Origin of the sequence: Psychrobacter urativorans, assembly GCF_904846695.1 — a bacterium.
GTDB lineage: Bacteria > Pseudomonadota > Gammaproteobacteria > Pseudomonadales > Moraxellaceae > Psychrobacter > Psychrobacter urativorans.
The window spans coordinates 22,838-38,215 of record NZ_CAJHBR010000010.1 but is presented as its reverse complement, the minus strand read 5'-3'; the positions used below and the strand labels follow the sequence as shown (position 1 = coordinate 38,215).

Genomic DNA, 15,378 nt, shown 5'->3' with positions numbered 1-15,378 from the left:
TTATGCTCCCTGATTCGCTAATGCGCGTTGAATAACTTGTTTTAGTAGACGACGAGTCAAAGGTATCTTAAAGTCATTTTGACCACTACCTTTAGCCTCTTTTAATAATAAATCTGCGGCTTGGTTAATCACCTCAGTATTGCCATCGCTGCCAATTAATAGTGCCTCAACCGCGGTATTACGCCATGGCTGAGTACCAATACCACCAAAGGCTAAACGTACTGTAGCTAATTTATTATTATCGTCAACCTCTACTACCGCCGCGCAAGAAACTACGGCAAAGGCATAAGAGGCACGGTCACGGACTTTATCGTAGGTGTGCATACCTTTAATAGGAGCAGGCAAAGTCACATGAGTAATTAGCTCGCCAGTCTCTAATACGGTTTCGATATTTGGCGTATTTTTTGGTAAACAGTAAAAATCTGCTAGCGCAATTTGTCGCGTACTGCCATCAGTCTTTAGGGTTTCAACGCTGGCATCTAATAACCGCATAGCTACTGCCATATCCGAGGGATGCTGAGCGATACAAGACTCACTAGTACCCAAAATCGCTAATAAACGGTTCTCACCATTAATAGCTGGACAGCCAGACCCTGGCTCACGTTTGTTACAAGCACTATCTGGTTGATAAAAATAATAGCAACGCGAGCGCTGTAAGAGATTGCCACCAGTAGTGGCTTTATTACGTAACTGTCCAGTAGCTCCCGCTAAAATGGCTCTAGATAATACTGGGTAATTGGCAATCACTGTTGGGTGCGCCGCCAAGTCACTGTTGGTCACTAGCGTACCGATACGTAGGCCGCCGTCAGCTGTTTCTTCAACTTGTGCTAACTCTAAGCGATTAATATCAACCAGCTTAAGTGGCGTCTCAATCTCAAACTTCATCAAATCGAGTAGATTGGTGCCGCCAGCAATAAAAGAAGCGTCTTTAGGAGTAGCAAACATAACCGCTTGCTGCGGCTCAAGAGCGCGAATATATTCAAAACGTTTCATGAGCGCTCTCCTTTAGACTTACTACTTGTCGATGCTGCTGCTTGCTTACCGAGCTGAGTTTGGCTAGGCGGCGGCGACCAAATACCAGTTACGGTAGCTGCCTTACTTGAGCTGGCAAGGTTATTTGTAGTTAAGGCAGGTGTTGCTAGTTGCTCTGAGAGCACTTGATGAATGGCATTGATAATATTAGGATAAGCTGAGCAGCGGCACAGATTGCCACTCATACGTTCAGATATCTCTTGTAGTAACAAGCCATCAGGATTACTCAAATCAGTAGTCACATAACTGGGCCACTGCGCTTTGATCTCTGCTATCAATGCTGTTGCTGAACAAATCTGTCCAGGCGTGCAATACCCACACTGAAAGGCATCATGATCTTTAAAGGCTTGTTGCAAGTCCGATAGCGAATCTGGCATGCCGATCCCTTCAATAGTAGTGATCTCGTCGCCGTCATGCATCACCGCTAAAGTTAAGCAAGCATTCACTCGTCGACCATTAATAAGCATAGTACAAGCACCGCATTGACCGTGGTCACAGCCTTTTTTGGGTCCCGTAATGTGTAGATGCTGACGGCAGACATCAAGTAAAGTGGTACGCGGGTCAAGATTATCGAATTGATAATCGCTTTTGTTAATCGTTAAAGTAAGCATGCTGGCTTCTCGCTGGCAAGTGGTAAGGGCTATCTACAAGGCTGAGTTTATTTTTTATTCACTTATTACTCATGACAATGATTAATTACAGTTATAGCTACTAGCTGTAACTATTAACACAACGGTTAAAGGTCATTAACAGTTAAAGGTAATTAATGATTACTAGAGGGGTCAGCAATAAAAGAAATTTATTATGACTTATTCGACAAGTAGACTTTGTTTCAGCTTTGTACTGCTTACAGGGTATTTTTTTACTGAGAATATAAATGATAATTACTTAGAGAATCTGGTTATATTTTTCTAAAGTCTAATGAGTACTGCCTGAGTTTGTCTATTTGATCTACCATATTCGGCAATCGGTGTTTACCTGCAAGTGTGACGACTAAATTTTTAGCCTCTATAATGTCCAAGTCAACACTAGCTACATGTGGTTAATTCTATGAAGAACAGAGCTATATTTTACTGCAATCTTCTCAGCAAACTGTTTTTTACAAAATGAATTATAAATTGAGCTATGCAGCATAATATCTTAGTAACCGGTATAAAAAGTCACTCTATTATCACGTAAAAATCCAGCCAGCCCTAACCCATAACGCTCTGCAACCCGTACCGCTGTACTAGTAGGGGCAGACATACCTATCAGCCAAGGCAAACGCATACGGATGGATTTTTGTACTAGCTCAATAGACAATCGCGAAGTCATAACCACACAATCGATCTCATGCTTATGTCGCAGTTGCCAACCAATCAGTTTATCCAGTGCATTGTGGCGTCCTACATCCTCAAACAAATATAACTGATCTTTTTGCAGGGTGGCTGCTGCATGAACGGCCCCCGTCAATTGGTGCGTATGTTGACTGGCATCGACTTGTGCTCGTATCGCTAACAAACGATCAAGACTAGGTCGCTTTACTGTAGTGTGCTGTGAATTAATCTGCGAATACGGACTTAAATCCGGTAAAGCTTGGGTAAGTCCTGTGATACCACACATACCACAGCCAGTACGTCCCGCCAGCATACGCTTTTGCGCTTGGATGCGCTGATGACGGCGCTGGTTCAGTACTAGCTCAACTATATAAATATCATAATCTAATAAGTGTTGTAGATTATCTGCAAGCACCCCTGACTCATCTATAGCATTAAGCTGGTCCTGCTGCTCAACCCTACTGTCTGTGGCAAAAGCTTGAAAGCTGGCAGCATCAGTCAATTGAGTCACTTCCCAATCCAACAACTCATGGCTATGCTCGATCAATCCTTCGCTAAATAAAAACCCAATAGCCAAATATTCCAGCTGGCTAGGACTAGCCATTAGTACGGCATAGTGAATACCGTTGATAACAATAGCCACTGCTGCCTCTACCGCTAAACTAGTGGTTTGATGTTCAGTAGAAATAGACTGAGTGGCTTGCTTTTGATTACTATCTAAGATTGAAGAACTACGGTGCTGCTCTGCTAAATGCTCACGAGCGAGTGGCGTAGCAGCAGCGTTGAGAGTTTCAGAAATAGCTTGAGCGATGAGGTGAGAATTATTTTTAATCATTGAGCGCTATCTTTAATGGTAATGAGATGAATAGAGTTAACAGTCATAAGCGCTATGAAAATAGATATTGTAGGCTGACGACTTTATCGAAGCTAGACCTACAATATTCATTTTCATGTTAAAAGATATCTAAGCAGAAGCTGCCAAGGTACTGTCGCTGACCCGTTCTAAAACAACGGTTGATGACTTATAGGCAGGTATATGCGAATCTGGCGCATGAGTATCTAAATCAAATAAGTCATTACACTCAGGATAATAAGTAGCCACCGCATTGGCAGCAATGTCCATCTCAGTGATTATCAATGGTCCTAAAGTACGTGACTGATTGTTACTATCTTGGCGCATGACCATCACGCTATCCCCCTTTTGCCAGCCTAAGCGTGCTATCTCATCAGGATGCATAAACAACACATCACGGCGATCGGTCTGACGGTAGCGATCTTGATAGCCAAAGATCATAGTATTAAACTGATCATGACTACGCACACTAGTTAATTGCCATACTTTTTGTTTAGCAGCCGTGCTAATAGTGCCAGTAACATTGCTATTATTATCGGTACTCGATTGTAGCTGTGTATTCGCCTGTGCCATCTGTGCGGCTACATAAGTAACCGGATACTTTGGGACTTCAAATTGCGCTTTGCCGCTGTCAGTATTCCAAACCCGATGACGTGCTGGATGATACAAATAAAACCCACGCTCAGTCTCTCTGATGCGCTCATTAAAGTTCTCGAAACCGTCAATAGCTTCAGCAATATAATCACGAATGATATCAAAATCCTCGCCCATAGCTTGCCAAGGAATAGCCGACTCAGCACCAAGTACTTGGGTCGCCATATCTGCAATTATTTGTACTTCAGATTTTATGCTGTCACTGATCGGTTTAAGATTGCCTTGCGATCGTGATATCTGACACATGGAGTCCTCAGTCGTCGCAAACTGCTTACCTTGACCCGTTAAGATAATCTCAGTACGGCTGATACAAGGTAAAATCAGGTTGTTAGTACCCGGATATAGCATAGTGCCATTGAGCTTAGTGGCAACAAAAACATTAAGCTGGGTCTGACGCAAGGCTTGTTGAATCGCACTCATATCAGGAGCAGCTACCGCATAGTTACCCCCCATACTCACAAAAGCTTTAATCTTCCCGCTTATTAAAGCTTTAGCGCCAGAGACCACATCATGGCCATCTTCTTGCGGCATAGGGCGCTTAAAAACACGCTCTAAACTATCAAGCAAGCTCTGATTAGGACGCTCATGAACGCCCATAGTGCGATCGCCCTGTACATTGGAATGCCCACGTACAGGGGACGCGCCAGCCCCATCAATACCGATCATGCCCATCAATAGCAATAAATTGGTAATCATCGCTACATTGTCATCGCCCTGCACATGCTGAGTAATACCCATACCCCAAGTACAAATAGTTTGGGGGCTCTCGGCAACTAGACGTGCAACACTGATGATCTCATCTTTACTAATACCAGAGCCACGCTCCACATCTGTCCAAGACTGCTGGCGTAGCCACTGATCTAATGCCTCAAAACCAGAAGTATGCTGTTTAATAAAATCGGTATCGATCTTATTATTTTTAGTGAGCCATTTTGCCATACCAGTCAATAATGCCGCATCGCCACCAATTTGGATTTGAATGACATTATCTACCATAGCGTCGCTTTGACCAGCAGCCATGTGAGTTGGCTTTTGCGGATTTCTAAATGCTGCTAGTCCCTGCTCGCGCATAGGATTAATAGAAATGATTTTGCAACCTTGCTTATGGGCATGCGCCAACATCTCTAACATACGGGGATGGTTGGTCGCTGGGTTTTGTCCAAACATCATGATCAACTTAGCTTGTTGAAAATCCTCTAACTTAACCGTAGCTTTACCGATGCCCAACTGCCGACTAAGCATTACTGAAGTCGGCTCGTGACACATATTAGAGCAATCAGGTAAATTATTAGTACCAAAACAGCGCACAAACAATTGATATAAAAAAGCCGGCTCATTGGTTACTCGACCTGAAGTATAGAATAACGCCTCATCTGGTGAATCAAGCTGTTTCAATTGCTCAGCGATACGTGCGTAAGCATCTGCCCAAGCTATTGGTACATAACGATCTTGCGCCGCATCATAAGCCATAGGCTCTGATAAGCGCCCACTATGCTCAAGCTCGTAACCGTTCCAGCCTTGTAGCTCCGTCACCGTATGCTGCGCAAAAAACTTAGCGTCGGCCTTAGTGGACATAGTCTCACTAGCAAGTACTTTGATGCCGTTCTCACAAACATCGATGGTTTTATGCGATTTATGATCTGGCCAAGCACAGCCTGGACAGTCAAAACCACCGTTAGGCTGATTGCTACTAAAAACACTCAAGCCACCACGGGTCAAGGCTTTATAGTCCATAAGTTTATGAGTAGAGGCAATCAGCGCAGGCCAACCAGCGGCAGGATGAGAGTAGATAGGAATTTTGCGCATGATAAACCTCGAAGATAAGTGGCTGTGATGAATGGCTGTGAATAGATAGCTGGGGCTAAATAATACTAAATGCGCTGTGTAGATAGTGACGAGAAACTCAATAGTAGCGATGTTCTTACAAATATAATTATTAATAAGTGTTACGCACTATAGACAAGGAGGGTAAGTTGAACGGCCGGTTAAATAATAATTTTTTGGTATATTTTCGGTAACTATTGTGAGCATTGAAGGTAAAAAAGGAATAGCAGCACGAAGATAAAGAGAACGAAACTTCAATATCTCTAATATTACAACAATTGCAGTTAAAGTAAAGCGCAAAAAAAGCAGCCAAATAATAAATATTTGGCTGCTATAAAAGCTATTAATTTGAAGAATTACAACGAGATATGCTGAGCCTGACCTTTCTCGACAGCAAGTCTTGCAGCAGCGGAAGCGACTGCTAAATCTTGCAAGCCAACCCCAGTACCATCGAACAGAGTGATCTCATCATCTGAGCTACGACCTGGATGATCGCCATTGATTACGTCACCTAGGGTGGTAATATCAGACTCTTTGATCGCGCCAGATTTGATTGCATGTTGCGCTTCACCAAGAGTGATCGATTGGGCGATCTCATCAGTAAATACAGTAGCAGAGGCTATTAGAGCGGGATCAACTTCTTGCTTACCCACTGTATCAGTACCCATACAAGCGATGTGCGTACCCGGCTTGATCCACTCTTTCATAAGCAATGGCTCAAACGCTGAAGTAATAGTAATAATGACATCAGCTTCTGCACATAACTGCTCACGATCCACTGACTCAAATGGGATACCCGCTTCATCGGCTACGGCTTGTAAGTTAGTTAGATGCTCTGGATCTTTATTCCAAGCGACTACTTTTTCAAAGCTGCGTTGCTCAAGAGCAGCACGTAGCTGAAAAGTAGACTGGTGACCGGCACCGACCATACCGATAACTTTACTATCTTTGCGTGCTAGATGAGCGATTGATACCGAAGATGCTGCTGCAGTACGTACAGCTGTTAAGTAGTTACCGCCTACTATAGCGCGTAATTTACCATTGTCAGGATTGAATAAAAAAATCGTTGACTGATGGTTAGTCAAGCCTTTAGCAGCATTGCCGGGCCAATAGCCACCTGATTTTAGACCTAGCGACTTGCCAGCACGGTCAAAACCTGATTTAAAACCATAGAGTGCATCAGCATAACCGATAGCTTCACGAATAACTGGGAAGTTATAAGCATCGCCTTTCGACATTGACGCAAATACATTTTCAACCGCAGTGAACGCCGAATCACGATCGATTACTGACTTACAAGCGTCTTCTGATACGATGATTAAACCTTCGTTATTAGCACTGTTTGCTTCACTCATTGTAAATTCCTTTTTATTGTCAAATTCTTAAATAATTTTGAACTTAGCTCCGTTTAAATAATAAGGGCTGTTGTAGGCTAAAGCTACAACAGCCCCTTTAAACTAAACTACTAAGATTAAACTAATTTAACTTGTCGTTATTAGTATGCGCGACCACGTGCAGATACAGGCCATACTTTTTCGACTTTACCATTACGAACACCGATATAAAAATCATGGATGTTACAAGTAGGATCACAATGACCTGGTACTAGTTTTAGTTTTTCATTGATTTTTAATACGCCGTTTGGATCGCTAACGACGCCATGCTCATCCGAACACTTAACGTATTCAACATCATCACGACCATAGATGAATGGTAGGCCACTATCTACTGACTGAGCTTTTAGGCCCGCATCAACGATAGCTTTATCAGGTTTAGCATGGCTCATCACTGAAGTCAGGATGAATAACGCATTTTCCCACTCGCCAGCATCGATACGGTTGCCGTCTTCGTCTAAGATACGACCATAGTCGGCATCCATAAAGGCGTAAGAACCACACTGTAATTCGTTGAAAACACCTGAATTACTTTCGAAATAATAACTACCAGTACCGCCACCTGAAACGAATTCTGGCTTAAGACCAATCTCTGTTAGCGCATCGATAGCGTGTTGTACTTGATCAATAGCAACTTGGGTTTTAGCTTTACGATCACTGTAGCTATCCATGTGCTGCATCGCACCTTGATAAGCTTGAATACCAGTGAACTTGATGTTTTTAGCAGCATCAATAGCTTTAGCAATTTCTACTACTGCTTCAGTAGTAGTTACGCCACAACGGCCAGCACCACAGTCAATTTCGATATAACAGTTCAGTTGAGTGCCAGCTTCAGTTGCCGCAGCTGATAACTCAGCAGCACTATCAACATCATCGACACAAACGGTGATGTTTGCACCTAGTTTAGGTAAGTTGGCCAAACGCTTAAGTTTAGCAGGCTCACGTACTTGGTTTGATACTAAGATATCTTTGATACCGCCGCGTGCAAATACTTCTGCTTCAGAAACTTTCTGACAGCAAACGCCAATAGCGCCGCCCATTTCTTCTTGTAGATTTTGTACATCTACAGACTTATGCATTTTTCCGTGGCTACGGTGACGCATACCATGGTCTTTAGCATAGTCGCCCATTTTTTTGATGTTACGCTCAAGGGCGTCAAGATCTAATATCAAGCAAGGGGTTTGGATATCTGCTTCATTCATGCCAACTTCAGCAGGGACGTTAAAACCAACTTCTAATTCTTCAGTAATCATACTAATGCTCCATTTGTTTTGATCGATTGTATGTGATTATAAAAGGGTCATTAACTTGCGCAATAACCACGCTTAATGAATGCCCAGTTTTGTTATGCCAAGTATTTAAATATCATACTCAGCATTAATGCTTAATGCTTAATGATTTAAAATTAGTTCCAAGGCAGTTTATTAAGATCAACGTTACCACCGGTGATAATCACGCCAACTTTCTTGCCTGCAAACACATCTTTATTCTTTAGAATGACGGCAAGCGGTACGGCACAGCTTGGCTCAATGATAATTTTCATATGAGTCCACGTCAGCTTCATCGCTTCAATGATTTCTTCTTCTGTCGCAGTCAAGATATCAGTAACGTAGTTGCTGACAAAATGCCACGTCAAATCTTTAAGCGGCACTTTTAAGCCATCAGCAATAGTTTCAGGCGCATCATCAGCGATGATATGACCGGCTTTAAATGAGCGCGCCGCATCATCAGCATTCAATGGCTCTGCTGCATATATTTTTACATCAGGAGCTAAGTTAGATAAGGTCAAGCAAGTACCTGATATCATGCCGCCGCCGCCGATTGGAGCCACTACCATGTCAGGTTTTACGCCGATCTCTTCCATTTGCTCCAAGAACTCACGTGAACAAGTTGCTTGTCCAGCGATTACTCGTGGATCGTTATACGGATGAACGAAGTCGCCACCAGTTTCTGCTTGAACTTTAGCAAATACTTCTTCACGTGAAGTGGTAGAAGGTTGGCACTCAGTAATAATACCACCATAGCCACGTACTGCAGCTTTCTTAGCTTCTGGTGCGCTATATGGCATAACGACATTACAAGGAACACCGCGCTGACCCGCTGCATAAGATAAAGACAATGCATGATTACCTGAGCTGTGCGTACAAACACCGTTTTTGGCTTCTTCATCAGTCAAGCCAAATACGGCGTTTGAAGCACCACGAACTTTAAAAGCACCCGCTTTTTGAAAGTTTTCACACTTAAAAAACATCTCACAACCAGCTAACTCGTTCAAAAATCGAGAAGTCAAAACAGGTGTGCGATGAATGTACGGCTTAATACGCTCATGAGCTTCTAACATATCATCGAGGGTTGGAATCGTTAATCCATCATCATTTGTAATCATAAAAGATACTCCCTATTAGTTATTTATTTGGTTGCTTATTTAGCTGCTTTTTATTTAGGTGTTGCGGTAATACTCTTGGGCAGCAGCGACGCCTTGACCTAAGGTGATTGGATAATCCAAATCAACCATTGCCATCTCAATAGCTGCCAGCCCTGCTAGAACCATTACTTCAGTTAGTGAGCCCAAATGCCCTATTCTAAAGGCACGATCGGCCATCTCGCCTAAGCCGACACCGAAAGATATGCCATATTTATTAAAGGCATGATCAGTCAGCTCATTACTATTGAAACCTTCAGGAACATATATCGCACTTACGGTTTCAGAATATAAATCAGGAGATACGGCACATAACTTAAAGCCCCATGCGCTAACGGCTTGGCGTACGCCTTCAGCTAAGCGATGATGACGCGCATAGACATTCTCAAGACCTTCTTCAAACAGCATATCAAGACTAGCTCTCATGCCATAAATCAGATTTAGTGGTGGCGTATAAGGGAAGCCGCCATTAGCATTAGCTTTTAACATGTCACGAAAGTCAAAATAAGTACGTGGCAATTTGGCTTGTTCCATTGCTGCTAGAGCCTTTTGGCTAATAGCTAGTATGGCCATACCTGTTGCCAGCATAAAACCCTTTTGTGAACCGGCTACCGCAATATCAACACCCCATTCATCCATTTTAAAAGGCACAGAAGCGATTGAGCTGACGCCGTCAACAAATAATAAAGCTGGATGATCTGCGCTATTCATAGCACCACGTACAGCACCAATATCGCTTAATACACCAGTTGCTGTTTCATTATGGGTGACCATTAATGCTTTAATTTCGTGATTGGTATCTGCCGCTAAAATAGCTTGAAACTGATCAGCAGGAGCACCAGTGCCCCAAGGACATTCAATAACTTGTACATCTAATCCATGACGTTGACACATATCGATCCAGCGATGAGAGAACATACCGTAGCGAGCGATGAGTACTTTATCACCAGGAGATAAAGTATTGCTGATAGCCGCTTCCCAGCCGCCTGTGCCACTTGAGGTAAACAGAAGGATTTCGCCCTCTTCGGTGCCAAATACTTTTTTGGCATCAGCAAGCACTGGTAAAAAGGTATCGGAAAAGTCAGGAGCACGGTGATCTTGAGTAGGCACGTTCATCGCGTGACGTAATCTTTCTGGAATATTAGTAGGGCCAGGGATAAAAATAGGATTTTGTAGCGACATGATTTACATCCTTGTAAGTGTGTAAAAAGGTGACACAAAAATTGTATGAGTAGGTTATCGAACAGATTTAAGGCAAGAGTCTTCCCGACTCATACAGTTGTATTTTTTGTGTTTAGCAGATTTTCGTGTTGTACAGATTTAAAAATTAACCATGTCAAGAGAAAGGAGTTGCAGGTGATTTATCACTCTACTGCTTACTGCTTTCTTTTTATGGTGTGTCTTGCGGTAATCGTTTTTGGGGATGATAAACTAAGAGGTTTTGGTTGAGGAATTGTAGATACTCGGCAACCATTCAAAAAATTATAGCATATACTAGAGGTGTTGTTTAACATACAGGGAAAATAATTTTATTACAAGCATATTTTAATTAGGCCTTATGCTGGTATTAATATTTTACCGCTATTAGCTAACAATTTAAACTGATAATTTAATAATCTAAAATAATGCTTGCAAACTTTCTAAAAGTTGCTAAAATGCTCAACCTAAATAGGCGTATAGCTCAGTTGGTTAGAGCGCTACCTTGACATGGTAGAGGTCAGCAGTTCGAGTCTGCTTATGCCTACCAAATTTAGAAAGCCCCAGTTTAACGACTGGGGCTTTTTTTTGCCTGCAAAATATGGGCTGTAGGGGAAACGTAGGGTTAATATTAATCAAAAATTTGATGCTTCTAATCGGAGAAAAATTGCACCAAAAATTCTGTGTGCCTAAATTGTGCCCAAACTGTGCCTTCTATCAATTTCACCTGTCTCTCAAAATAGTGTTTTTGACCTCTACTCCAACTTCAATAAAACTACCTTAAAATTAGTTTACCTCTCTTTCTCTACCGACTCGTTGGGTACGTAAGTGAATAAATCACCCACTCCAATCTCCAATGCCTCACAAATTTTATCCATAGTCTCGAAGTCTATTCTTGAGGTCTGTTCGTTATAAACCTTATGCATAGTTGACTTGCTAATTCCCGTCATTCTTATTAAATCTGCTACCTTCATACGTCGTTCAGCTAATAGCACTGGCAAATTACATAAAATCATCAATAATTCCTTAATAGACTAAAAAAGTACTTGTATTGACTAACATTAACAAGTAAAGTACTTCTATTGAATAACAAAATAATTCTATGGGATTATTTGTTATATCGATGAAACAATCTAGTTGTTTAATTGGCTTACAAGGAATTTATTATGTCACATACCTACCTAACGACCCAAGAGCTTTCTGAACTTATCAAATACAACCCGCGTACTATCCGCAACGAGCTCAAAGATAGCGTACTTATCGAAGGAATTCATTACATACGTCCTTTTGGCGGACGTAAGATTTTATACATCTGGGAAGAGATCGAAAAAGATATGCGTAATGGTATCGCCGGTAGCATTAACGCCATGGCACTACAATAGGGAGAAGTATGATGGCTAGTATCAGAACACGTAAAGGTAGCAACATGCTATTCGTTGACTTTCATTACATGGGCAAACGTTGCAGGGAGACGACAAACCTCATAGACACGCCAGCGAATCGCAAGAAGCTGGAGAAGGTAATTGAGAAAATGGAGGCAGAAATTACTTTGGGCATATTTAGCTATGCTAAGTATTTTCCCAAAAGTGAAAAATGCGACGAGATGATGGCTTTGAATGATCGTAAGGAATGTATTCAAAGTGACACCCCTTCATTTAAACAATTTGCCACATTATGGTTTTCTGAAAAGGAGATCGAGTGGCGTGATACCTATAAACGCAAAATACAGGAGATCATTGATATGTATTTATTGCCTAGCTTTGGGACTAAGCCCATTCATATCATAAAAAAGACAGATGTATTAGCCTTCCGTTCATCGCTCGCCAAAGTAACGTACGGAAAAGCTAACAAACATCTGTCAGCGGCACGCATCAATTCGATAATGGTACCTTTAGGTATGATACTAAAGGAAGCGGCTAAACGCTACAAGTTTGATAATCCATATGATGATATTAAGTCTCTCAAGGAGCCTAAGACCGATATCCAGCCCTTTACTCTGGAGGAGGTTTGGAAGTTTATTAATGGTGTCAGAGCGGACTATCATAATTATTATCTGGTGCGCTTTTTTACTGGTATGCGTACTAGTGAGATTGATGGACTGATATGGGAGAACATTGATTTTGATCGCCGTGAGATTGTAATTAAGCAGGCTTTGGTTAAAGGCAAGATTGTGCCGCCTAAGACTCAAGAGTCTTATCGAGCGATTCAAATGTCGCCTTGGGTTTTTGATGCTCTACTAGAGCAACAAGCCATCACTTATAAGCGCTCTGACTATGTATTCTGTGCGCATACGGGTGAGCCGTTGGATTATAACAACGTGAATAAGCGTGTTTGGCACCCTACTCTTAAGATCTTAGGTCTGAAAAAGCGTAATGCTTATCAAAGCCGTCATACGGCAGCGACGTTATGGCTAGCTGCTGGTGAGAGTCCTGAATGGATTGCCAGTCAAATGGGACATTCTACGACTAAGATGCTATTCAATACTTATAGCCGTTATGTGCCCAATATGACCCGTCAAGATGGCAGCGCTTTTGAAGCTTTGGTTAGTCGCAGTCAGGTTGCTCAAATATTTACTGACAAGGAGACGTCGCAATGAAAATCATTGATTACGATAGCCTATTTGCTAAGTTTAAGCCCAGTGGTCATGTCAGTGAAGATGCCAATCGTATTACCAATACTTTGATTTGTGAGCTCTGTATTCGATCAGGGGTTGGTTTGGCTCGGCTCTTAAGTATTGATAGTTGCTTCGATAATCATATGGCATTGCGCATTTGGGTGCAGAAGCGATTAGATGCCAATCCTGACTATGTACTTGATGAGATGTGTGGTCAGCTAGAGAGTGAGCTTTACGGACTACTACCACAAACTGGATATGGTTACTGAGGAGAGTGCTATGAGTGTAAAACTTCAACCTAATATGACTCAGAACGCACGGGATCTGAGAATTTGTACAGACTATTGGTCATACGATAATGACAGTGATTATATCGAGCATGTAAAAGCAGTTTGCCAAAAACATAGTATCAGCTCACACGTTTTATTTGAGACGATAGGTCAATGTTTTGCTTATTTAGATGATGTGCTATGCGAATACTGTGGCTATATTTGTCCTTTAGAGGTACCAGCAGACATTCCTTATATGCGCTCAAAACAGAGCTGGTGTTGTGAGGTATGTGAGCACGCCGCATGGCGTGAGCATAACAACCGATAATTTTTTTAAATATTTAAAGCCAAACAGCCTAGGTTGTTTGGCTTTTTATTTTTTGACGACATCCGTTGTCGTAAAGACTTTTATATATATTGTTTTACCAACATAGTTCGGTTAAAGTAAATTGGTATTAAACTCTACAATAACTCCAATGGACGGAACTACTATGGCAAAACCTAGCAACGCCTATACTGACAATAGTTTCGCGTCCTCTGATCTAAAGACTATTTTGCACTCCAAACGTGCCAATATCTACTACCTTTCTCATTGTAGGGTAATGCAAAAAGTGACTTAGAAATACAATTATAACCCCCATCAAACCCATTGCTACTTCATCACCGCATAGGTGACTTAGAAATGTTAATAGTGGTAGTAAATATAGATCACTTACTTCATCACCGCATAGGTGACTTAGAAAATTAGCTGAAAATATACCAGTGTTAGCTAAAACTTCATCACCGCATAGGTGACTTAGAAATATCGTCAAAAATCACAACAGGCTCTACGCTACTTCATCACCGCATAGGTGACTTAGAAAATTTTAATGACTGCTCACGATTCATGCCCATTCTTCATCACCGCATAGGTGACTTAGAAATTACGACATCAACGACTCGCATTGAGCGTTCTCTTCATCACCGCATAGGTGACTTAGAAAGCTAAAGATAATTAAGTATTTCAAGAGGTTTGCTTCATCACCGCATAGGTGACTTAGAAAACTACTGATGCAAACAAAAACGTCACTCTAAACTTCATCACCGCATAGGTGACTTAGAAAAACAACACCTGCACTATTAGCTGACACATTATCTTCATCACCGCATAGGTGACTTAGAAAAATTGAAAGATGCTGTAACCGCCTTTACAGGCCTTCATTACCGCATAGGTGACTTAGAAATAATGCTTCACGTAAGATATTATCAGCATTGGCTTCATCACCGCATAGGTGACTTAGAAAGCTACAAGGTAGGGCATATAGAAGCTTTAGCTCTTCATCACCGCATAGGTGACTTAGAAAAACAGCATCACAGAGCTGGGACAAAACGAAACCTTCATCACCGCATAGGTGATTTAGAAAGTATCTTGAGTTTTGCCATGTTAGTGCTCTACTTCATCACCGCATAGGTGATTTAGAAAAATGCAGTGAATGCTGATGACGCGGTGAACTTCTTCATCACCGCATAGGTGATTTAGAAATGTCCATACTATGATCACTCTTAATTTCTTTCCTTCATCACCGCATAGGTGATTTAGAAACTGTTGAGACAGAAAAGAATATTAATATTAATCTTCATCACCGCATAGGTGATTTAGAAATTATACAGGGGCATGGCAAAGAAACGAAGAAACTTCATCACCGCATAGGTGATTTAGAAATTGATCCCTTGCTGAGTAGGCTCTGCTTCTATCTTCATCACCGCATAGGTGATTTAGAAATTTGACTGTGTACACATCCCATAGCTCATACACTTCATCAC

General features: G+C 41.7%; 13 protein-coding genes, 1 tRNA gene, 1 pseudogene and 1 CRISPR repeat array (1 of these 16 running past the window's edge). Of the genes and pseudogenes, 6 read left to right on the top strand and 9 right to left on the bottom strand.

Annotation, left to right across the window (positions count from 1 at the left end):
• The 8 genes from JMY09_RS08190 to bhcA all read right to left on the bottom strand — a co-directional run bounded on the left by JMY09_RS08190 (window position 1) and on the right by bhcA (window position 10,677).
• Window positions 1-993: an FAD binding domain-containing protein gene (locus JMY09_RS08190; RefSeq protein ID WP_201623108.1), complete on the bottom strand. Its 993-nt coding sequence runs from the start codon at window positions 991-993 to the stop codon at window positions 1-3.
• A complete protein-coding gene (locus JMY09_RS08185) occupies window positions 990-1,643 on the bottom strand; it encodes a 2Fe-2S iron-sulfur cluster-binding protein (RefSeq protein ID WP_201623107.1) in 654 nt (217 codons plus the stop codon). Before JMY09_RS08185 ends, JMY09_RS08190 begins: the two co-directional genes overlap by 4 nt.
• 529 nt (window positions 1,644-2,172) lie before the next feature.
• On the bottom strand, window positions 2,173-3,180 hold the full coding sequence (locus JMY09_RS08180) for a formate dehydrogenase accessory sulfurtransferase FdhD (protein WP_379606630.1): 1,008 nt from the start codon (window positions 3,178-3,180) through the stop codon (window positions 2,173-2,175).
• A gap of 132 nt (window positions 3,181-3,312) precedes the next feature.
• Window positions 3,313-5,661 (bottom strand): FdhF/YdeP family oxidoreductase, encoded by a 2,349-nt coding sequence (locus tag JMY09_RS08175; protein WP_201623105.1) that lies wholly within the window; start codon window positions 5,659-5,661, stop codon window positions 3,313-3,315.
• A gap of 374 nt (window positions 5,662-6,035) precedes the next feature.
• The gene (bhcD, locus tag JMY09_RS08170; RefSeq protein ID WP_201623104.1) at window positions 6,036-7,034 is read right to left on the bottom strand and encodes an iminosuccinate reductase BhcD; all 999 of its coding nucleotides are present in this window, start codon (window positions 7,032-7,034) and stop codon (window positions 6,036-6,038) included.
• A 140-nt stretch (window positions 7,035-7,174) separates the two neighbouring features.
• Entirely contained in the window at window positions 7,175-8,326 is a 1,152-nt protein-coding gene (bhcC, locus tag JMY09_RS08165) for a 3-hydroxy-D-aspartate aldolase BhcC (RefSeq protein ID WP_201623103.1), read from the bottom strand.
• Between the two features lie 152 nt (window positions 8,327-8,478).
• Complete coding sequence (gene bhcB / locus JMY09_RS08160) at window positions 8,479-9,459, bottom strand: beta-hydroxyaspartate dehydratase BhcB (protein WP_201623102.1); 981 nt, start codon at window positions 9,457-9,459, stop codon at window positions 8,479-8,481.
• A 54-nt stretch (window positions 9,460-9,513) separates the two neighbouring features.
• The gene (bhcA, locus tag JMY09_RS08155) at window positions 9,514-10,677 is read right to left on the bottom strand and encodes an L-aspartate--glyoxylate aminotransferase BhcA (protein ID WP_201623101.1); all 1,164 of its coding nucleotides are present in this window, start codon (window positions 10,675-10,677) and stop codon (window positions 9,514-9,516) included.
• 488 nt (window positions 10,678-11,165) lie between these two features.
• On the opposite strand from bhcA, the gene JMY09_RS08150 reads away from it, so the two are divergent.
• A tRNA-Val gene (locus tag JMY09_RS08150) sits at window positions 11,166-11,242 on the top strand.
• A 241-nt stretch (window positions 11,243-11,483) separates the two neighbouring features.
• On the opposite strand, the gene JMY09_RS08145 is transcribed toward JMY09_RS08150, so the two are convergent.
• A complete protein-coding gene (locus tag JMY09_RS08145) occupies window positions 11,484-11,708 on the bottom strand; it encodes a helix-turn-helix domain-containing protein (RefSeq protein WP_201623100.1) in 225 nt (74 codons plus the stop codon).
• A 150-nt stretch (window positions 11,709-11,858) separates the two neighbouring features.
• On the opposite strand from JMY09_RS08145, the gene JMY09_RS08140 reads away from it, so the two are divergent.
• The 5 genes and pseudogenes from JMY09_RS08140 to JMY09_RS08120 form a co-directional block, all read left to right on the top strand.
• Complete coding sequence (locus JMY09_RS08140) at window positions 11,859-12,074, top strand: hypothetical protein (RefSeq protein ID WP_201623099.1); 216 nt, start codon at window positions 11,859-11,861, stop codon at window positions 12,072-12,074.
• Window positions 12,075-12,085: 11 nt separating this feature from the next.
• Window positions 12,086-13,288 carry an Arm DNA-binding domain-containing protein gene (locus JMY09_RS08135; protein WP_201623167.1) on the top strand — a complete coding sequence of 401 codons (1,203 nt, stop codon included), beginning with the start codon at window positions 12,086-12,088 and terminating at the stop codon, window positions 13,286-13,288.
• Window positions 13,285-13,575 carry a hypothetical protein gene (locus tag JMY09_RS08130; protein ID WP_201623098.1) on the top strand — a complete coding sequence of 97 codons (291 nt, stop codon included), beginning with the start codon at window positions 13,285-13,287 and terminating at the stop codon, window positions 13,573-13,575. Before JMY09_RS08135 ends, JMY09_RS08130 begins: the two co-directional genes overlap by 4 nt.
• Before the next feature lie 10 nt (window positions 13,576-13,585).
• Window positions 13,586-13,903 (top strand): hypothetical protein, encoded by a 318-nt coding sequence (locus JMY09_RS08125; protein WP_201623097.1) that lies wholly within the window; start codon window positions 13,586-13,588, stop codon window positions 13,901-13,903.
• A gap of 163 nt (window positions 13,904-14,066) precedes the next feature.
• Window positions 14,067-14,186 (top strand): annotated as a pseudogene (locus JMY09_RS08120) (type I-F CRISPR-associated endonuclease Cas1f); the annotation flags it as partial.
• 44 nt (window positions 14,187-14,230) lie between these two features.
• A CRISPR array of direct repeats spans window positions 14,231-15,378; the repeat unit is 28 nt; unit sequence CTTCATCACCGCATAGGTGATTTAGAAA (it continues 619 nt past the right edge of the window).

Bases quoted from the DNA above. Each gene is read 5' to 3' on its own strand.
- JMY09_RS08190 (WP_201623108.1), bottom strand. From the start codon at position 993: ATGAAACGTTTTGAATATATTCGCGCTCTTGAGCCGCAGCAAGCGGTT.
- JMY09_RS08185 (WP_201623107.1), bottom strand. From the start codon at position 1,643: ATGCTTACTTTAACGATTAACAAAAGCGATTATCAATTCGATAATCTT.
- JMY09_RS08175 (WP_201623105.1), bottom strand. From the start codon at position 5,661: ATGCGCAAAATTCCTATCTACTCTCATCCTGCCGCTGGTTGGCCTGCG.
- bhcD (WP_201623104.1), bottom strand. From the start codon at position 7,034: ATGAGTGAAGCAAACAGTGCTAATAACGAAGGTTTAATCATCGTATCA.
- bhcC (WP_201623103.1), bottom strand. From the start codon at position 8,326: ATGATTACTGAAGAATTAGAAGTTGGTTTTAACGTCCCTGCTGAAGTT.
- bhcB (WP_201623102.1), bottom strand. From the start codon at position 9,459: ATGATTACAAATGATGATGGATTAACGATTCCAACCCTCGATGATATG.
- bhcA (WP_201623101.1), bottom strand. From the start codon at position 10,677: ATGTCGCTACAAAATCCTATTTTTATCCCTGGCCCTACTAATATTCCA.
- JMY09_RS08145 (WP_201623100.1), bottom strand. From the start codon at position 11,708: ATGATTTTATGTAATTTGCCAGTGCTATTAGCTGAACGACGTATGAAG.
- JMY09_RS08140 (WP_201623099.1), top strand. From the start codon at position 11,859: ATGTCACATACCTACCTAACGACCCAAGAGCTTTCTGAACTTATCAAA.
- JMY09_RS08135 (WP_201623167.1), top strand. From the start codon at position 12,086: ATGGCTAGTATCAGAACACGTAAAGGTAGCAACATGCTATTCGTTGAC.
- JMY09_RS08130 (WP_201623098.1), top strand. From the start codon at position 13,285: ATGAAAATCATTGATTACGATAGCCTATTTGCTAAGTTTAAGCCCAGT.
- JMY09_RS08125 (WP_201623097.1), top strand. From the start codon at position 13,586: ATGAGTGTAAAACTTCAACCTAATATGACTCAGAACGCACGGGATCTG.